General features: G+C 45.5%; 23 protein-coding genes. 22 read left to right on the top strand and 1 reads right to left on the bottom strand.

Going from position 1 to position 19,330, the window contains the following annotated elements:
* The first annotated feature begins 280 nt into the window (after positions 1-280).
* From MNV_RS00105 to MNV_RS00060, 10 genes are all read left to right on the top strand, one after another.
* The gene (locus tag MNV_RS00105; RefSeq protein ID WP_096203318.1) at positions 281-1,327 is read left to right on the top strand and encodes a hypothetical protein; all 1,047 of its coding nucleotides are present in this window, start codon (positions 281-283) and stop codon (positions 1,325-1,327) included.
* A 202-nt stretch (positions 1,328-1,529) separates the two neighbouring features.
* Complete coding sequence (locus MNV_RS00100; RefSeq protein ID WP_096203317.1) at positions 1,530-2,225, top strand: hypothetical protein; 696 nt, start codon at positions 1,530-1,532, stop codon at positions 2,223-2,225.
* 157 nt (positions 2,226-2,382) lie between these two features.
* Positions 2,383-3,021 carry a response regulator gene (locus MNV_RS00095; RefSeq protein ID WP_096203316.1) on the top strand — a complete coding sequence of 213 codons (639 nt, stop codon included), beginning with the start codon at positions 2,383-2,385 and terminating at the stop codon, positions 3,019-3,021.
* 117 nt (positions 3,022-3,138) lie between these two features.
* Complete coding sequence (locus MNV_RS00090; RefSeq protein ID WP_256999873.1) at positions 3,139-3,654, top strand: archaellin/type IV pilin N-terminal domain-containing protein; 516 nt, start codon at positions 3,139-3,141, stop codon at positions 3,652-3,654.
* A gap of 310 nt (positions 3,655-3,964) precedes the next feature.
* Positions 3,965-4,570, top strand: a complete 606-nt coding sequence (locus MNV_RS00085) for an archaellin/type IV pilin N-terminal domain-containing protein (protein ID WP_096203315.1) — start codon at positions 3,965-3,967, stop codon at positions 4,568-4,570.
* Between the two features lie 44 nt (positions 4,571-4,614).
* Positions 4,615-5,217 carry an archaellin/type IV pilin N-terminal domain-containing protein gene (locus MNV_RS00080; protein WP_096203314.1) on the top strand — a complete coding sequence of 201 codons (603 nt, stop codon included), beginning with the start codon at positions 4,615-4,617 and terminating at the stop codon, positions 5,215-5,217.
* Positions 5,218-5,231: 14 nt separating this feature from the next.
* Positions 5,232-5,642 carry a hypothetical protein gene (locus tag MNV_RS00075; RefSeq protein ID WP_096203313.1) on the top strand — a complete coding sequence of 137 codons (411 nt, stop codon included), beginning with the start codon at positions 5,232-5,234 and terminating at the stop codon, positions 5,640-5,642.
* A gap of 9 nt (positions 5,643-5,651) precedes the next feature.
* Positions 5,652-6,098 (top strand): flagellar protein G, encoded by a 447-nt coding sequence (locus MNV_RS00070; protein WP_096203312.1) that lies wholly within the window; start codon positions 5,652-5,654, stop codon positions 6,096-6,098.
* Between the two features lie 3 nt (positions 6,099-6,101).
* The gene (locus tag MNV_RS00065) at positions 6,102-6,794 is read left to right on the top strand and encodes an ATPase domain-containing protein (RefSeq protein WP_096203311.1); all 693 of its coding nucleotides are present in this window, start codon (positions 6,102-6,104) and stop codon (positions 6,792-6,794) included.
* A gap of 99 nt (positions 6,795-6,893) precedes the next feature.
* Positions 6,894-8,021, top strand: coding sequence for a type II/IV secretion system ATPase subunit (locus tag MNV_RS00060; RefSeq protein ID WP_256999872.1), 1,128 nt, complete (start codon positions 6,894-6,896; stop codon positions 8,019-8,021).
* Here MNV_RS00060 and MNV_RS20375 read toward each other — a convergent pair.
* Positions 8,011-8,241 carry a hypothetical protein gene (locus MNV_RS20375; protein WP_256999871.1) on the bottom strand — a complete coding sequence of 77 codons (231 nt, stop codon included), beginning with the start codon at positions 8,239-8,241 and terminating at the stop codon, positions 8,011-8,013. The genes MNV_RS00060 and MNV_RS20375 overlap by 11 nt on opposite strands.
* Between MNV_RS20375 and MNV_RS20370 the strand changes: the two genes are divergently transcribed.
* The 12 genes from MNV_RS20370 (at position 8,240) to pyrF (ending at position 19,023) form a co-directional block, all read left to right on the top strand.
* Complete coding sequence (locus MNV_RS20370) at positions 8,240-8,440, top strand: hypothetical protein (RefSeq protein WP_256999870.1); 201 nt, start codon at positions 8,240-8,242, stop codon at positions 8,438-8,440. The two genes, MNV_RS20375 and MNV_RS20370, sit on opposite strands and share 2 nt — an antisense overlap.
* Complete coding sequence (locus MNV_RS00055) at positions 8,440-10,095, top strand: type II secretion system F family protein (protein ID WP_096203310.1); 1,656 nt, start codon at positions 8,440-8,442, stop codon at positions 10,093-10,095. The genes MNV_RS20370 and MNV_RS00055 overlap by 1 nt, the downstream gene beginning before the upstream one ends.
* A 113-nt stretch (positions 10,096-10,208) precedes the next feature.
* Positions 10,209-10,565 (top strand): response regulator, encoded by a 357-nt coding sequence (locus tag MNV_RS00050; RefSeq protein ID WP_096203309.1) that lies wholly within the window; start codon positions 10,209-10,211, stop codon positions 10,563-10,565.
* A gap of 12 nt (positions 10,566-10,577) precedes the next feature.
* A complete protein-coding gene (locus tag MNV_RS00045; protein WP_096203352.1) occupies positions 10,578-11,684 on the top strand; it encodes a protein-glutamate methylesterase/protein-glutamine glutaminase in 1,107 nt (368 codons plus the stop codon).
* A 10-nt stretch (positions 11,685-11,694) separates the two neighbouring features.
* On the top strand, positions 11,695-13,617 hold the full coding sequence (locus MNV_RS00040) for a chemotaxis protein CheA (RefSeq protein WP_096203308.1): 1,923 nt from the start codon (positions 11,695-11,697) through the stop codon (positions 13,615-13,617).
* A complete protein-coding gene (locus MNV_RS00035; protein ID WP_096203307.1) occupies positions 13,614-14,456 on the top strand; it encodes a CheR family methyltransferase in 843 nt (280 codons plus the stop codon). Before MNV_RS00040 ends, MNV_RS00035 begins: the two co-directional genes overlap by 4 nt.
* 4 nt (positions 14,457-14,460) lie before the next feature.
* Positions 14,461-15,078 carry a chemotaxis protein CheC gene (locus MNV_RS00030; RefSeq protein ID WP_096203306.1) on the top strand — a complete coding sequence of 206 codons (618 nt, stop codon included), beginning with the start codon at positions 14,461-14,463 and terminating at the stop codon, positions 15,076-15,078.
* A 9-nt stretch (positions 15,079-15,087) separates the two neighbouring features.
* The gene (locus MNV_RS00025; protein WP_096203305.1) at positions 15,088-15,561 is read left to right on the top strand and encodes a chemotaxis protein CheD; all 474 of its coding nucleotides are present in this window, start codon (positions 15,088-15,090) and stop codon (positions 15,559-15,561) included.
* Between the two features lie 98 nt (positions 15,562-15,659).
* The gene (gene cfbA, locus MNV_RS00020; protein WP_096203304.1) at positions 15,660-16,064 is read left to right on the top strand and encodes a sirohydrochlorin nickelochelatase; all 405 of its coding nucleotides are present in this window, start codon (positions 15,660-15,662) and stop codon (positions 16,062-16,064) included.
* Positions 16,061-17,440, top strand: a complete 1,380-nt coding sequence (gene cfbE / locus MNV_RS00015) for a coenzyme F430 synthase (RefSeq protein WP_256999869.1) — start codon at positions 16,061-16,063, stop codon at positions 17,438-17,440. Before cfbA ends, cfbE begins: the two co-directional genes overlap by 4 nt.
* A gap of 3 nt (positions 17,441-17,443) precedes the next feature.
* The gene (locus MNV_RS00010) at positions 17,444-18,370 is read left to right on the top strand and encodes a deoxyhypusine synthase (protein ID WP_096203303.1); all 927 of its coding nucleotides are present in this window, start codon (positions 17,444-17,446) and stop codon (positions 18,368-18,370) included.
* Between the two features lie 2 nt (positions 18,371-18,372).
* Positions 18,373-19,023 carry an orotidine-5'-phosphate decarboxylase gene (gene pyrF / locus MNV_RS00005; RefSeq protein ID WP_096203302.1) on the top strand — a complete coding sequence of 217 codons (651 nt, stop codon included), beginning with the start codon at positions 18,373-18,375 and terminating at the stop codon, positions 19,021-19,023.
* Positions 19,024-19,330: the final 307 nt, after the last annotated feature.

The following is a 19,330-nucleotide window of genomic DNA, read 5'->3' as shown; positions in this document are numbered from 1 at the left end:
AACCCACCGCCTGAATACAGGAATAACAGGGTCAATGAAAAATATTTATAGGAAAATATAGCAATGCTTGTACCGAAAACCACAGCGATTGGCAGCAATAGACTCAAAATAGTTACACTTTTTGAAACCATTTATATTCACACATATAATATGTTTCTCACTGATAAAACCTTTTTTGAGAAAAAAGATGATACTTCACACATTTCTCACAATTTTGTTTATATTCTGGTAAACCATACGATGCTTTAGCGCTAAGAGGTCTATAAAACAGGATGACTGTATGTCTATCAGGAAAAATATATCATTGGAAACAGGGCATATCAAGAAGCTGGAGCCGCTTGTATTAAAGCATAAGGGGAACTTCAGCGCGGCTATGCGCGAGATAATAGACCTTGTAGATACGATAACAAAGGACCCTGATGCAGCAACCAGGCTTATAAGCGGGTTAAAAACAGAAAGCAATCTTACTGAAACTGTCCTTGACTGGCTTATCAAACAGGCGCGCGGCAGGCTTATTGAGCAGGATATCCTGAACAGCATTCTTGATCCTGTAAAGACGGCACAGCTTCCGGAACTTGAAAAATACCTGGATGAGCTGACAGCCGGTACGGGGTGGCAGACAAAGATAAGAATATATGATTATGACGATGCCATTAGCCCGTCATATATAAAAATAACCCTTGTGGGGAACAGCATATCTAAAATGGAATTTCTCGGCGGGATGGTCTCATCATTCCTTGTAACGCAGAAAAAGCAAGAGATAGCGTCATTAAAAAGGATGTCCAGCGCGATTACTATCAATTTCAGAAAGCAGGTAAATGCAAATCTTGCAAGGCAATCCCTTGTTGAGCATTTCGGGCAAATAGAAGATATTACCTCTGAGATATCAAAAAAAGAGGAATTCTGGAACTGCATTGTCAACCTGTACAAGCAGACCAATTACAATATGGTCACAATACCGAAAAATTACTATAACGAATTAATTATGGGGAAAGAGGCGCCAAGTTATCTTACAGCGCCGATAGAGGCGATACATAAAGTCCCTATCAGGGACATCCCTCTTGGGATTCTCATTTCAACCATGAAATCAGTGTATGAATATATGGGCATAGTGGAGAGGATAGATGTGGATGAGACTACGCTGAAGATATACCATGGTTACACTGATGCGCGCGCAATAAACGCGATTGAAAAAATACTGTTGAATGTGCTCAATGCCAATGGAGCAAAATACAGGTCCGCCTGCTCGGAGAACCTGATAGTAATGAGTCCTGTTGTGCAACCTGATGAAGATATGCTGGTTTTACAGCTTACAAAAAATATTTAATAGTAAAATTATGAGTTTTTAATTTTATAAATCGCTAAATTTCTGAAATTTCGTAGGAAATTTATCACACCTATATAAATTTAACGAGAAAGTATTAAATACTTTTAATCATTATCATTGTTATCATCATTATTAGGTTAATGATGAGATAATAACCGACAGTGGTAATGCCCCATAAGACATTGTCAAAAGGTGTGAATAAATGCTGAGAAAAAATGTATCAATAAGCGATGCGCATTTGAAGCTGCTTGAACCGTTGCTGAAAAAACATCAGGGGAACCTGTCAGCGGCGATGAGAGACATCATAGATTTCACAGGCTTCGTAACTGAGAACATGGGAAGCCTGGAAACGGCAAAAGATCTTTTGAAGGAAAAAAACCACTTCAGTGAACAGATACGGAACCGCATATTCGGCGTGACTATCCCGCTGACGATGTTCAAATGGATGCTGAGTAAGAGAAAAAGCCCCCTTCCCCCGTTGAGCGAAGCGAACCAGCTTTTCTCAACGCACAGTGATATTAACATATACGATATCAACAGCCTGAATAAGATCATCAACGAGGAGCTATCGATCCTCAACTGGCCTGTCACGGTATCGATCAACAGCATTGAGAGCCAGCTCTCACTCCAGATAACAGGTATGGATTCTGAGATCAACAGCTTCAATGCAGCCCTGATAGTGATGTTCCTGGCAAATAATAAAATCCCCCAGAAAATAAACAGGATGACCATCTATCCTTCATCGATATATATACAGCTATCGGCAGCAGCAAGCCATGAAGAGGCTATGCAGTCAATATATTCGCACTTCTGCGAGAACGCGGAAGATAAGATACCTGAAGGACCGGAAAATAAATTACCCATGCAAAATGATATGATATTTATAAAAGCGCAATAAGTGAGATAAAAAATGGATCATGGTGCACAGGGTGCCACAATTTTTTGAATCTTACGGTTTTTCCGGTTTTTAAACAATCATCTCACAGAATATCACAATTATGTGAAAGTTAATCCCACTTAACCTTATATTTGTGTGATTTTCTTGTATAAACCGTATGATACGCAAAAAGCCAAATTATGTGTTGATAGTCAATGGCGAACCTGAGATGGCAGATCTTTACGCGGAAATGCTGTTAATGGACGTAGAAAAGTACAGGTTCAACATAGCGTATACAGGAAAAGATTGCCTGTTGTCCTTTAAGCGCGATATGCCGGATATAATATTAATGGATATCGAGCTTCCTGACATTGACGGATGGGAGTTGATCAAGAGAGTAAAAGAACAGGAGCCCGATATGCCTGTTGTTATAATAACCGCAAAACCCCCGACCATGAATGATTATTCCCGGTTCCATATGGTATCGGATTATCTGATGAGACCTGTTACTTTAGACAGCCTCCATATAGCTGTCAGGGATGCGCTTGAAGTTCCATCTCTTCTTGAGACATGCATTCAGACCGTGAAGACCCTGGAAGATAAAGAGGAGAGCCTGTACATTTTAGAGAAAAAGATCCTGCTACTTAAACAGAGCATAAGTGACAGGAAATTCTTCATTATGATGCGCCAGCTCTACCCGGATAAAAGACTCGAAGATGGCTCAAATACCGGGCTTTTACTTGAAGGTCTGAGAATAAAGATCGATAGGGAGCATAGTGAAATAGAGGAGTTCAAGAAAGGATATTTATTCGCGTAAGCTCCTTGAAATTTCACACTTTTTTCACAACCTCATTTATATCCAGGTATTCTGATAGATTAAGAGAAGGCGTTTACTGCCGCCGGGTCCGAAATTAAAAAAACCGGTGAAGGCATTATGAAAACCAGAATCAATATGATAAAAGATAACCAGGCTGATGTCGGTATCGGCACATTGATAGTCTTCATTGCGATGATTCTTGTCGCAGCAGTGGCGGCTGCGGTGTTGATCCAGACATCGGGTGTACTGCAGCAGAAAGCACAGCAGACGGGTAAGGAAGCAACCGCTGAAGTTGCATCCAACCTTAAGGTCACATCATTAATAGGACAAACGGATGCCACTCACAGTTATGTCCAGAAGCTGAACATAACAGTGGAACTGGCAGCAGGGGGTACATCCATAGACTTTTCGAAGGTAGTTATCAAGTATATAAATGAAACGACTTCAACTACGTTGAACCTGAATACTGCAGATAGCGGAGCTACTGCTACATTATTTAACTACTCGGAAGAAAGAGTAGGCAGTGGAACGCCCAATCATGTGCTGCAGGCTGCAGACCTTGCGGTTGTTACAATGGACCTGAGTCTGATGAACCAGCAGTTGTATCCCCGGAAAAAAGGCACCATTATTTAATACCTGAAACAGGAACAATGGTACTCAAAGATGTAGCAGCTCCGGCGACCTTTGGTGACAGTGATATGATACAGTTATTCCCCTAAAAAAGGGGAATTTTTTATAAAAGACTCCTGATGCACAGGTTTTTATTGTTACAGGTTAGGTAGCAAGAAGTTCCTTTTTACATGTTTATTTATATATCAAATTTTTTCACACTTTTTTCACAACTCCATTTATATCCAGGTATTATGCTCATAATGATTAGAAGCAGGGTATGGCGTAATACCGCCACCTGAGTTTCGAAGACAAAAAATTTAATGGAGGCGTTATGAAAACCAAAATCAGTATATTGAAAGATAACCAAGCTGATGTCGGTATCGGCACGCTGATCGTCTTCATTGCGATGATTCTTGTCGCAGCGGTGGCGGCAGCAGTGTTGATTCAGACGTCGGGTGTACTGCAGCAGAAAGCACAGCAGACTGGTAAAGAGGCAACGAGCGAAGTGGCTTCTAATTTGAAAATATCTTCAGTTGTAGGTACAACAGATGGTAGCAGTATAAGAGTTCAAAATTTGAATGTTACATTGGAGCTTGCTGCCGGAGGTTCATCCATTGACTTCAGCAAAGTAGTTATAAAATACTTAAATGAAAGCAGCACAACAATATTGAGCCGGCAGACCGATGCATCTGCTGGAGCAACTGCGACGCTGTTTAACTATACAGAAGTGAGAGTCGGTTCAGGCAGTGCTAATAATGTCCTGCAATCTGGAGACCTTGCGGTCGTTACCCTGAACTTAAATGCAATGACCCAAGAATTGTACCCAAGGAAGAAGGGCACTATTCAGATCATCCCCGAATCAGGAACAATGGTAATCAAGGATTTAGTAGCTCCTTCAACCTATGGTGACAATACCCAGGTACAGCTATTCCCCTGAAAAAAGGGGAATTTTTTCTTTCTTTTTAAGAAGGATGATACAATATGAAAGCAAACAGGAAATGCCTCAATCACAATGATAGTGGTGATGTAGGTGTAGGTACACTTATAATATTCATATCAATGGTACTGGTAGCGGCAGTTGCTGCGGCAGTTTTGATATACACAACAGGAGCGCTCCAGCAGAAAGCCACGAAGACCAGCAAGGAGGCAACCCAGCAGATATCATCCAACATGATCGTTGAAAAGGTAATGGGAGACAGAGGATTAGGACTCAATGCTACTTTAGATACTTTATTAATCCGGATCAAACCTGATGTAGGCACCACCTCGATAGACCTGAGGCAGGTTATCGTAACCGTGATGGATAAAGATTATCGTTATGATCTTAATTATGCCACCAACTATTCAGCCGTAGCAGTGCGGGATGAGGACCTGTCATTCAATGCAAGCACACCTGTGCTCAACAGCGGGGACCTGGTGGAACTCCAGATAAATAATAGTGTTTCAGGTATGGGTTCAATAAGCCTGCAGCCCAGGAAAACTTTCTGGCTGTCCCTGAACCAGGAGACCGGGCAGGCTGTAAACCTTGAGATAACCACACCCAACTCTTACGGTGTTTACAGGTACATTCAGTTATATCCGTAACAGCGGAGGTATGCATGGGATTCTCAACCTCTGCTTCCGTTGTTATTCTTGCCGCTTCTTTAATGTACATGGCAACGATATTTTACCCCTTTGCAAACCTGTCATACCAGAGGGTGCTGGATGCCAAAAAAAATCTTGATGACATGCAGTTTGATAAACTGAACACGAAAATCGTGATCACGAATACCCAGAACGACGGAGGCAATTTGAAAATCACAGTATATAATAACGGCTCAGTCACGCTCAATGCAAGCAAGCTGAATGTTATTCATGACGGGGCGCTATTATCAGCATCATCTTTTAGCGTATCGCAGGATGGTGTCTGGACGCCCAGGAACTTCATCAACGTGACCCTTAACGGGATAACCAGCGGCAGGACGAAAATAATAACGTCCAACGGTATCTCGGATTACGCCGTTACGTAGGTGATCTGCATGGGAGCGGATACATCTGCAACTCATATGATTTTCTTTATCGTGTCCGTAGTTATTTCTCTTGGGGTGGCCGGGGCATTGTTCATGAACATCCAGTCGATCTCAAATGCAGCAACTATGGGCAGCAAGACACTATCCGAACAGTTGAAAACAGATATCACCGTGATAAATGACCCGGATACAATCCCGTATTCCGGCGGGGTTTATACATTCTATGTTAAAAATACAGGGAAAGCAGCCCTCTCTACAGCTTATATAACGGTCCTTATTGACGGGTCTGCCGTACCCGATAATAGTATCAGCAAAACCATACTCGGAGGGGGTACTGTATGGCAAACGGGCGATGTCCTGCAGATAGGTGCCACTGTGACAATTGCATCTGGCAGCCATAAAATAATAGTGATGACCGATAACGGTGTTGAGGATGAATTCGAATTCAGGAAATAAACTATGGTAGTATATTCATTTGCACTTGACAGGGATGAGATGAACCAGATGCTGGGAGGAGGCTTCCCCAAAGGCGCGCTTGTCGTGATCGATGGTCCGAACGGCAGCGGGAAGAGCGCCCTTTGCCAGAGGTTCGCTTTCGGTCTTCTGGATAATAAGAACACGGTCACTTATATCTCAACACAGTTGACCACTAAAAATTTCATCCGCCAGATGAATTCCCTGGATTATCCCATTGGTATCAAACTGTTAAAAGGAGAACTTCTTTATATCCCCGCTTATCCCCTGCTTAAGGAATCCAAGCCACGGATAGACTTCATCCAGAGGCTTATGGGAGCAGCAGGTCTTTTTGAAAAAGATTTGATCATAATTGACACGCTCTCCGCGCTCATACGCTATAGTACCGAAGCGGAAAAGAGCCTGCAATTGATCTCGTTTTTCAAGAAATTAACCGGAGTGCAGAAAACGATTATCCTTACTATGGACAGCACTGAGCTGCCCCCGGGCATAAGCACCGAGTTCAAGGACGCAGCCGAGGTGTTCCTCACCCTGAAAATCCGCCAGATCGGTACGGAAATCCGAAGGACGGTTGTAATAAACAAATACGCCCGTCCCGAGTTCCAGGTTGGGAGCATGTTCGGTTTCAAGGTCGAGGCTAAAGCTGGAGTAATGATAGACATATCCGGAGTTTCATGAGGAGAGTGACGAGTTCTGGATGACAAGTTCGAAGAAGCGATCGCGAGAAACCCGCATCTGAAAGAATATGTTGAGAACTGCAAAAAAGATACCGGGGCATTGCCGGACTTTTTCCCGAAACTATCCAAGGATATCGTAGATATCCCCGTACCGTCTATCATATACCCGGTAGGCGACCCGATATTCATCCATCTTAAAGGTGATAAAGCAACCAGGGAAATCCAGTATATTGCAATTGAGCCGATGATGACTGAGGGGGAGCAGAAAAAGTATAGCCAGATAATGGACTCTTTATTGGAGAAAGCAGCGGATGAAATAGTACCTGAGAATGAAGAACAGCTTAAAAAGCTCATGATGAAACTTTTAAATGAGTCAGTGCATATCGAAGGAAAGATACTATCAACTAACTTCCTGGATAAACTGCTCGGTGAAAAGCTTATTGATATATCATCCGATGAATACGATAAGATTTCTTATTATATTGAAAGGAACATCAGCGGACAGGGGGCTATCGAACCGGTTATAAGGGACCCGTACCTTGAAGATATCCACAGCATCGGCGTGAGCGGCGTATATGTCGTGCACAAAATCCTGGGGATGCTCCATACCAATATAACATTCGGGACCCAGGATAACCTGAGCCACTGGATACACACGATCGGTGAGAGGATAGGAAGACCTGTCAGCGATGCGCGTCCTATTATCGACGGTACATTGCCTGACGGTACTCGAATCAATGCCATTTACAGTACCGACATAAGCAGGAAAGGTTCAAGTTTCACGTTGAGAAAGTTCATGGAAATCCCTGCCAGCATTTCCCAGCTCATCAAGTGGGGCAGTATCGACGCGAATCTGGCTTCATACCTGTGGCTTCTGCTTGAGAACCAGATGAGCATCTTCTTTAGCGGCGAAACTGCAAGCGGTAAGACGACTATGCTTAACGCTGCGCTGCCATTCATAAGCCGCAAAGCCAAGATGTACTCAGTAGAGAATACTGCGGAAGTGTCCCCTCCGCAGGCAGCATGGCAGCAGTTGATCACGCGTGAAGAGGGTCCAAAAGAGTCCCAGGTGGATACATTTACCCTGCTTAAGGTCGCGCTGCGGTCAAGACCAAACTACATCATAGTAGGTGAGATCAGGGGTGAAGAAGGTGCGGTCGCATTCCAGGCAATGCAGACAGGACATGCAGTGCTTGCCACTTTCCATGCATCTTCTGTCAAAAACTAATCCAGCGCCTGACGGGTGAGCCTATCAACATCCCTCCCACGTTCGCCGATAACCTGAACGCTGCCCTGATTCTCCAGGCAATATACAGGAAAGGGAAGTTCCTGAGACGGTGCACCTCGGTTGAAGAGATAGAAGGGTACCTTGAGGAGGCGGGAGGCGTAATAACGCGTGCCGTCTTTGAATGGGATTTTACCCTTGATAAACATCGCTTCAGGGGCATGAATAACAGCTTTATTCTTGACAAAGTGGCGGTCAGACTTGGATACGATGATAAGCGCATGGTATATGATGAACTGTCGCTTCGCGCAAAAATCCTTAACAGGCTGGTGGAAGAGAACATCCTTGATTATTATAAGGTACGGGATATCATCTGGAATTACCAGGCCAAAGGTCTTGATGGTATACCGTTTGAGGTATAATGGATTCAAAGGTCGTATTCCACTGCCTCGGTATGCAAAAAATGGTTTATTTTAAGAAGTTCGTACTTCCGGTATTTGCTCTTGCAATCGTTTTCCCTTTTATCATGATACTGCTGGCTCCGTCCGTCGTGCAGGGAAACACATTGCTCGCAGTCATGCTGGTTCCATTTGTCTTGGTGGCAGCGGTTTTCGTATTTCCGGTCATGAGCATGGAGACGAAAAAAAAAGAGATAGACAACAGTATCCACTATTATATCACCCACATGGGTGTCCTTACCACTTCACAGATGACAAGAATAGATGTCCTTCTTCTGCTATCAAAGAACGAAGCATACGGATATTTAGCCAGGGAGACCGGGAGGATATACGCGCTTATCCGCTACTGGCATTTGAATTTCCCTGCAGCCTGCCGCTTCATAGGAAAGCGCACGCCTTCGGTATTGTTCTCGGATTTTCTTGACAGGATGGCCCACGCAGTGCAGTCAGGCGAGGATTTTGAAAAATTCATTATATCCGAGCAAACGGTCGTGATGAACGATTTCATGACAATGTATAAAGATGCTCTGAACGGCATTGAGATGATAAAAGAAATATTCCTTTCTATGGGCATGTCCCTTATCATGCTAGTCTCATTTGCCGTTATAATGCCTATAATCACAGGTACGGATGCCAATATGCTGCTTGCAGGCGCCATTGCTATCTTCCTTGGCTCTGAAGTTTGCCTGCTGGTTTATGCGCAATCAAGGGTTCCTACCGACCGGATATGGCATACGCTTGAGATCGAGACCATAGCCGACCGGCGGATTAAATGGTCAATGCCCATATCCCTGGCACTATGTCTCTTCCTCACAGGCATGCTGATCACATTTACCGATTTACCCATAACCATCATGTTTGCAGTTTCTTTAACACCGCTGTTAATAACAGGACTGATCGCAAGGCAGGAAGAGAATAAAATCAAACGGTATGACGACAACTTCGGTGCTTTTATACGCTCACTGGGCGGGGCGGCAGGCTCAAGGAGCGGTCTTATCATGGAATCCTTAAAAGAACTGCGCGCACACGATTTCGGTCCCCTCTCTATCAATATATCAAACCTGTACAAACGACTGAAATCCCGTGTCAATAAAAGGGGAGCGTGGGAACATTTTGCAGCCGGCGCGGGAAGCAACCTGATTGAGCGGTTTGCAACAATGTTCGTGGAAGGAACTGATGTGGGCGGAAAGCCGGGGGTCATTGGCGAGATCATCAACCATAATTTTATGTATATACTTTCAATGCGCAAATTAAGATACAGCAGTGCCACAAGCCTGACCGGTGTCCTTTACGGGTTAACCGCCGGTATAGGTGCCACCATGTTCCTTTCAATTTCCATAATTTCAATGCTTGGTAGGCTTTTTTCAGATGTTACGGTTCCTGATGTTGATATCGGCATATCGATAAGCAGCGTCGCCCACATGGATGTCAGCATGATGTCCACCATGGTGATGTCTATGATGGTCGGCCATTCCCTGCTTTCGGCGATGCTTATCAGGATAGTCGATGGCGGTCATCATTTTAACACTTATACCCATTTTGTGGGACTTGTATGGGTTTCTGCTATAACAGCCGAACTCACCCTGAAAGCCATGGGTCCGCTGTTAGGGATGGTCTGAAGGCTTGAATCACACGAGTATCACACACCTGTTTATACATATGTAGTAAAAATAAAAGTATATGAAACGCAATGTTTATTATAACAATGTATAAATAAAAAAAGGGAGGAGAAATGCCAGGTAAAATATTAATAATCGATGATGCGGCGTTCATGCGAATGATGCTCAAAAAAATCCTTGCGCCGACAGGAAACGATTTGATAGAAGCAGTTGACGGGTCAGACGGGGTATCCAAGTACAAGGAGCATAAACCGAACCTTGTGTTGCTGGACATAGTAATGCCCAATATTGACGGGATCGAGTGCCTGAAACAGATCATTTCGTTCGATAAAGATGCGAAAGTTGTGATGTGCAGCTCGATAGGTCAGCAGACCGTAGTGAATGATGCCATTAAGATCGGTGCCAGGGATTTTATTGTCAAGCCGTTTGACGCTACAAAAGTAATGGAAGTAGTCTCAAAGAATATGTAATTGGTTCTTCAGATGTCCCGGATAAAAGTACTTGTAGCTGATGACTCCGCTTTTATGCGAAAAATCATCAGCGACATTCTGGCGTCAAGTCCTGATATAGAAGTGGTAGGCAGGGCGAAAAACGGGCTGGATGCGATAGAAAAGACAGCCCTGTTAAAGCCTGATGTTGTGACAATGGACTTAGAAATGCCTGTCCTTGACGGGATCCAGGCGCTCAGTCATATCATGAGCGAGTGTCCGACGCCGGTCATCATGCTTACAGCCGCAAATTCGACTGATATCACTATCACAGCCTTTCAGTATGGAGCAGTGGATTTCATGCTTAAACCCTCAGGGGATATAAGCCGGGATATGGTCAATATAAAAGATGAACTTATCAGGAAAGTAAAGACTGCTGCCACTGTCGGTGTCCAAAAACTTGGTTTTATCGAAGAACAGAAGAAAAAAGAAGAAGTAGGCAAGGAGATGCTGTTTGATTTCTTCCGCCGTTCAATTGAAGATGATAAAAAGCAAAAAGTAGAGCCCGGTAAAAAGACAAAACCCCAGAAAGTTATTGTGATTGGCTCTTCAACAGGGGGACCGAGGGCATTGCAGCAGGTCATACCTTTACTTTCGCCAACACTTGATGCGGCAGTCCTTGTGGTACAGCACATGCCGCCGGGATTTACGAAATCCCTGGCTGAGCGCCTGAATGCCCAGTCAAGGGTCGAAGTAAGGGAGGCAGTGGACGGGGATATAATAGAACCCGGAAAAGTCCTTATCGCGCCGGGGGATTTCCATATGATAGTAAAACAGCAGAAAAAGAACGGCGAGGTGAAGGAAGTTATAGCGTTGACAAAGGGTGAAAAGGTACAGGGTGTACGTCCTTCGATTGATGTTCTTCTTAATTCAGTTGCGCCTATTTACGGGCAGAAGGCGGTTGGCGTGATACTTACAGGTATGGGTTCCGATGGCTCCGATGGTGTCAGGAATCTCAAATCCGTGGGCGGCAGGGTAATAGCTGAGGATGAGTCCACCTGTGTGATCTACGGCATGCCCAAGTCGGTAATAGAAAAAAAACTGGCTGATTTCATTTTACCTATAAACAAAATAGCAGAAAGTATTATGCAGATATCATAGGGGAAAATTTATGAACGACATGTCTGAATACAAAGAAATGTATGCGGTTGAAGCGGAAGAGCATCTGCAGTCGATGAACGACGCGCTTCTGAGCCTTGAAAAGGATCCGAAAAACAGTGAGACAATCAATGTAATGTTCAGGGCAGCCCACACTCTGAAAGGCATGTCAGCCACTATGGGTTACTCCAATATCGCGGAGCTTACCCATGATATGGAGAACCTGATGGACAGGGTGCGCAAGAACGAAATGGTTCTTGACACTGCCGCTATCGATATGCTTTTTGAGGTCCTGGACGCTCTTGAAAAAATGGTAGAGGTCCCGGAAAACTCTTCGCAATTTGATATATCCGCCCTTGTTGATAAAATGGCACAGTTATCTAAAGGAGCGGCGGCAGGGTCTCCGGCTAAGGAACAGACGCCAGCCGGGGAGAAACATGAAGAGCCGGAAAAAGAATGCGCTCTTTTTAACGTGACAGTCACCCTCCATGAATCCTGTGTGCTTAAGTCAGCACGCGCCGCCGTAGCCCTCAGGAACCTCTCTGAGCTCGGGGACGTCGTTGAGACAAAACCATCTCTTAAGGATATTGAAGATGAAAAATTCGACAGGGTATTCACGGTCACGTTATCAACTAAAGAAGATGCAAAAAAGGTAGGGGATTCTGTAAAAACCACATCTGAAGTCGCAAATGTAGATGTGAAACCCCTGGATAATACAGGCAGCGAGCCGCTCACTAAAAAGAAAACAGAGGACAAAGCGTGCAGCAGCGATGCCGGCAGGGCAGCGGTAAAGAATGTCCAGAGCGTGCGTGTCGGCATTGAGCGCCTTGATTCATTGATGAACCTTGTCGGGGAACTGGTCATAAACAAAATACGTTTAATGCAGATAGCAAGCGACCATAAACTGGACTATCTTGAAGAGACCCTCGCAAGCCTTAACCGCCTGACAAATGACCTCCAGGAAGAGATAATGGCAACAAGGATGGTGCCTATTGACCAGATATTTAACCGGTTCCCCAGGATGGTAAGGGACCTGGCTAAAAAGGAGGGCAAGGATATCGAACTTATACTGGAAGGCGGGGACATAGAGCTTGACCGTACTGTGCTGGATGAGGTAGGAGACCCCCTTGTCCATATTCTAAGGAATTGCGTTGACCACGGCATAGAATCCCAGGATGCAAGGGAGAAAGCAGGTAAGAAAAGGAAAGGCAAGGTCAGGCTGGCTGCAAGGCGTGAGAAAAATTATGTGGTTATAGAGGCACAGGATGATGGCAAGGGGATGGATCCTGAAAAATTCAGGGATTCGGCAGTGGCAAAAGGTGTAATGTCCGCAGAAGACGTAGCCAAGCTTACAGATACCGAGGTGCTCAATCTCTCATTCCTGCCCGGGTTCAGCACGGCTGAAAAAATAACGGATGTATCGGGACGCGGGGTAGGTATGGATGTTGTAAAAACGAAGATAGAGGCACTTGGCGGTTCCGTAAGACTTGAGTCCAGGGTAGGAGAAGGGACGAATATTACCCTCAAATTACCCCTGACCGTAGCGATCATCCATTCCCTGATGGTGAAAGTCGGAAAAGATATCTATGCTGTTCCTATAACTAACGTGGTAAGGGACCTTGCTATAAAGAAAGACATGATAAAGACGATCAAGGGCGAAGAGGTAATAATGATGATGGGTGATGTTCTCCCGCTAATCAGGCTCCATGATCTCTTCAACGTCAAGAGCAATGGTTTTGATGATATGATCGTTGTGGTGGTTGAGCGCGGGGGCAGCAATGTCGGGATAGTGGTAGACCATGTCCTGGGACAGCAGGAAGTCATAATCAAGAAACTTGATAACCGCCTTCTTAAGGGCGTTAAGGGATTTGCAGGCGCGACCATACTGGGCGACGGGAACGTTGCACTGATACTGGATGTAGGGACATTGATATGATAACAATCTCCGATAACTTCCCGGTGCATGAAAACGATAAAGAGTTCGCAGAATTAAAAACCCTTATAAAGAGAAAAATCGGTTTTAACTGTGAGGACTATAAGCAGGCACACCTTAAGCGAAGGCTTGCTGTAAGGCTGCGGGCAAATCATTCAAGGTCTTATAAGGAGTATGCAGGGGTTCTTTTAACGAATGAAACGGAATCACAGAGGTTGAAAGAGACGCTGACTGTTAATGTCACGGAACTGTTCAGGAACCCGGAAACATACAAATCGTTCAGTAAAAATGTTCTTCCCGAACTATTCAAATCAAAAGAGAATAATAAAACGATAAGGGTATGGAGCGCGGGCTGCTCTAACGGTGAGGAGCCGTATTCCCTAGCGATAATGCTCCGTGAATTTCTGGGGATTTCGATCAAAAGATACGATATTTCAATCCTTGGCACGGATATAGACGAGGACTCCCTTAAAAAAGCGGAAAAAGGAACATATCATTTAAAGCAGCTTGAAAAAATAGGCAGGGAGCGGATCGAGCGGTTTTTTGTCCGGAATGAGGATTACACGTACGGTGTTATTGATGAGATCCGGAACCTGGTAAAGTTCAGGTATCACGACATGATCTCCGGCCCGAAGTTGTTCGGTTTCGATGTCATCTTCTGCAGGAACGTTACGATATATTTCGAGCAGGCGCTGCAGGAAAAGCTTTACCTGAATTTCTACAATGCCCTGAACGACGGAGGATACTTCGTGATGGGAAAAACAGAAACGCTCGTCGGTCCGGCAGAAGAGCTGTTCCATGCTGTTGATGTGAAAGAACGAATCTATCAAAAGAAGAGGTGATACTATGGAAGACATAAAAGTGCTGACCGATTTCCAGTACGATGCTTTGAAAGAGGTTGGCAATATCGGAATCGGGAACGCTACTACTTCCTTATCCCAGATGGTGAATAAAAAAGTGGATATATCGCTTCCCGACCTTAAATTAGTCCCGATAATCAAAGTACCTATAATTGTGAAGAATGCAGCTCCTGTTGTGGGTATCATACAGCAGCTGAAAGGGGACTCAAGTGGTTTCCTTGTACTTTTGCTATCAAAGGACAGCGCGAAATTACTGATAAAACTTGTGCTGGGTCAGACAGAGAACAATACCACGTTCAATGAAATGGAGCAATCGGTATTGAAGGAACTCGGTAATATTATGAACGGAACTTACATCTCATCACTTTCAAACTTCCTGGGGATAGCCCTTGGGCTTTTGCCTCCGAACCAGGTATATGATATGTCTGATGCGATAATCAACCAGATAGTCGGTATGATGAGCATGGATGTTGAGGATGTGCTGTTCATGAGGACGGAATTTACTGTGAATTCAGAGAAAATAGATGGAAGGATACTGATATTCACGGATTCTGACTCACTTACCAGGATACTCGGTGCGATAAACAAGCTGTTGGGCAAGTAGGTCTTAGAAATGGAAAAGTTGATCGTAGGGATCGCAGACCTTGTCATCGTCCACAACCCGGCTGTGCTTGTAACCATAGGACTGGGTTCCTGCGTGGGTATTTCACTCCGCGACCCGGTAGCGCGGGTCGGCGCCCTGGCTCATATAGTCCTTCCCAGTATAGAGGAGGCAAAAAATAAGAGTAACCCGTTAAAATTCGCAGATTCCGGCATAGAGATGGCGATCCGCAAAATGCTTGAGAAAGGGTGCCTGAGGGGCAGGATCGAGTCTAAAATAGCAGGCGGGGCAAGCATGTTCAGCTTCGCGGATAATCTGAACATAGGGGAGAAGAACGTGCAGGCCGTGGTCCGCAAGCTCGGGGAGATGAAAATCCCGATCTTAGCCAGCGATACGGGGGGGAATTACGGCAGGACGATCGAATACGACGTCGGGACGGGCTTACTGGTCGTGAAGAGCGCGTTCAGGGGAGTTAAGGAGATATAATAAGGCTTATACTATTTTTTCTACGCGGTATCCAAAAGATTATAAGACGCATCAGCCATAAAAAGTCCACCAATCATCACAATTAAACGAGGATTTTTATGAACGAAAAGATCGGAATACTGGCACTCGGGCACGGAAGCAAGCATCCGCATAATAAAGATGTGGTCACCGGGGTTGCGGAGCTAATATCAAGAAAGTACAAGAATATTGTGGTCAGGACAGGCTTCATGAACATGAACTCCCCAACGATGAAAGAAGGCCTTGAGTCTTTTAAAGGCACAGGAGTCTCTACGATCGTGGCAGTCCCTATTTTCCTGGCACACGGCGTTCATACGATGGAGGATATACCCCAGATACTTGGAATTAGCAGGGATTCTAGGGAAACGATCATAAAGCTTGACGGCAGGGATGTAAAACTGATCTATTCTGAGCCACTTGGCGTGGATGAGCTGGTGGCTGAACTGGCTTATAAGAGGGCTAAAGAGGCACTGTCATCAAATTGATTCATTTAAAGAGTTCATCAAAGGTATGTGTACTTGACCTGACCCACGGCGGCATTGTAATAGCCCGGAAACTAAAGAAAATAGTCGGCCCGGTGTCTGCTGTAGATGTGTATAAGACCCTGGGTATCGCGGAGTTGAGCGCCCTTGAAAATGAAGGCATCAATACTTCCCGGGACGCGCTGAAAGCAACTGATTTTGACCTGCTTGTCGCCCCGATGCATCTTGATTTAAATTATCCCATGCTGGTTGAGGCGGCTGATAATAACATACCCGTCCTGTCGCACCATGAGGCGGTCGGGCAGCTTCTGGAAGATTACGACCTGGATGATAAAACCATTATCGAGGTCACAGGCACTAAAGCGAAAACAAGTACTTCTACCCTTTTAGCAGAGATACTTTCCAGGGGAAAAAAGGTCGTTTCTCATACGAGCAGGGGCGTGGAGGACTGGGGCACGGGGACGATAATCAAGAAAGGGCTGAGTATAACGCCTGCCAGTGTACTTACGGCGCTGGATGCGGTCAGGGAAGCCGGGATTGTGCCTGAGGTGTTTATATTCGAAATATCCCTCGGCGGTACGGGCTGCGCAGATATAGGGGTTATAACTACGGTAGCCAATGACTATCCCATCGCAAATAACACACGGCTGGCGAGTGAGGCAAAGCGCCAGATGATACTCAACTCAAAGCCCGGCAGTACACTTGTGATAAACAATGATGCTTTAAGGTTTTTCGGGGCTTGCAGGAGGGATATCAACATAGTTTCTTTCTCGGATTCTGTAAATGCCTCTTGCAATGTCTATTATGAGAACATAAGCAGTAAAGGGGGCGTGATCGCCTATTACCTCGGAAAGAAGCAGGGAAGGATACATATCCGTGAAGCCCCGGACTACGACATAAGCTCGTATAAAACGGCGTTCGCAGGCGCAGCGGCTGTCGCGCTGGTAACGGGTGTTGATGCAGGTATAATCGAGCGCGCCTTCAGGGAATTTAAAGGCGCGGAGGGGCGCATGAGAAAGATATCCCTTGAGGGGAGGATACTCATAGACAACTCCAATTCAGGGATGGATATCCGGAGCGCCGAAAAAGCGCTGTTGTACGCAAAGGCGGAAGGCGGCAGGATTGTCATGGTGCTGGGAGAGGAAGCAAAAGAGGTGTGTGAAGGGCTTGACCCGGCGGGTGTTAAAAGGTTTATGGATAAACATATGGATGAACTTGAGATTTTAATCCTTGTCGGGGAAAGGATGAAGTCCTTTACAAACAATAATATTAATAAAAATATTTATTATGCCGATAGTCTATCTAAGGGGATTGAACTTGCAAAACAACAGACGCACGAAAAGGATATCGTTCTATCCTGTGTGAAGTGCTTTAGATAAAATATGGAACTCCAGCAGCCCATCAAACATGCAAAAATAACAAATGATATGACCGTAGGCCAGCTTGTGGATTCGTTCTCGGGCTGCGCGTTCGGGGCAGGGCGCCTGAGCGAGGCTGCGGATATATACAGGGAAATGGTCAGCGACGGGGAATGTACGAAATTCTTCGGTCTGGCGGGCGCTATGGTGCCGGCAGGGATGAGGCGGGTAGTGAGCGACCTTATAAGGGATAGGGATATTGATATTCTGGTCACCACAGGAGCCAATCTAGTTCATGATATCATTGAGTCTCTCGGGCTTCATCACTACAAGGGAACAGATGCGACCGATGATGTCGAGCTAAAGCATCATGCCATCAACCGCATCTATGACGTGTTCCTGCCGGAGGAACATTTCGCGAAGCTTGAGGAGAGGCTCCAGCCCCTGTTCAGGGAGCTTCCCGATAAGCTCTCTATAACCGAACTTCTGTCCCATATCGGTTCGAAGCTTGATGACGATAATTCTATTTTAAAGAGCGCATACGACACGGGCGTCCCTGTGTACTGCCCTGCGATACAGGATTCGATAATCGGCTTACAGGCATGGCTGTACAGGCAGACAAAGCCGCTCAATGTGGATGTCTTTGCAGATATGAAAGGCTTAATAGACCGGTGCTACGAGGCAAAGCGCACAGGCGTGCTAATAATCGGTGGCGGCGTGCCCAAGAACTTCATCCTCCAGTCCATGCTCGTTACGCCGAAATCCTTTGATTATGCCATCCAGCTCACGATGGACAGACCGGAGCCCGGGGGTCTTTCAGGCGCCACGCTGGATGAGGCGCGTTCATGGGGAAAAGTAGGGGAAAGTGCGCGCGCGGTAACCGTATATTCCGATGCTACCATCACATTGCCGATAATCGTGGCTGCGTCTAAAAGCGGAAAGAGGAAGTAGTTATGCTTAAAAAAACCCGGCTTATCCTGGCTCTTGATGTTACGGATAGAACTAAGGCGATCTCGATATCAAAGGACGTGGCAGAATATGCGGACGCAATCAAAATAGGCTATCCGCTCGTGCTCGGCGCAGGTATCGGGATAATTAATACCCTATCGGAATTCGCGCCCGTAATCGCGGATTTTAAAGTCGCGGATATCCCGAATACCAACAGGTTGATATGCGCCCGGGCGTTCGAGGCAGGCGCAGGCGCGATCATCGTTCACGCTTTTACAGGGCGCGACAGCCTTTCAGAATGCGTAAAGACCGGAAGGGAATATAACGGGGATATATATGTAGTGACAGAGATGAGCCATCCCGGAGCCGTAGATTTTATGCAGGCAAAGGCATTAGAACTTGCCCGCCTTGCGGTTGAGTCCGGCGCTTCGGGCGTCGTTGCGCCTGCGACGCGCCCGGAGAGGGTGAAAGAAATACGCAGAGTCGTTGGAGAGATGACAATTATTTCGCCAGGCGTGGGCGTGCAGGGCGGAAGCGCGGCAGAGGCGGTCAGGGCGGGCGCGGATTATGTTATAGTGGGGCGAAGCATCTATAATTCAAATAACCCCGCTATAGAGGCTGAAAAAATAGCAAAAGAGATAGAGAAGTGCCGATGATGATAAAAAGTCACTGAGATGTGATGAGCCCTATGAGTACTGAGGCAGATGAGCTATATATAGCTAAGTCGAAGCATATCGATTTTTCTATAGATTAATTATTTGAAAAGATTGCGAAAAGAAGCATCCAAGAAACGATAGATTGAAGGCGGGACCACTCCGGTCTGGGATATCAAGGTATTCCCGCATTCCCTTCACAAACGGTTAGCCACACTGGCTACTTTTTTATTTCGCCATGTAAAATTTATCGGTAACAATTCTTCCTTCTTGTTCTACTCGACGTATAGGAAACTATAAACGCATATTC

This window comes from Candidatus Methanoperedens nitratireducens (genome assembly GCF_900196725.1).
GTDB lineage: Archaea > Halobacteriota > Methanosarcinia > Methanosarcinales > Methanoperedenaceae > Methanoperedens > Methanoperedens nitroreducens_A.
Note: the sequence above shows the minus strand (reverse complement) of the source record. Positions and strands in the feature narration are given on the sequence as shown.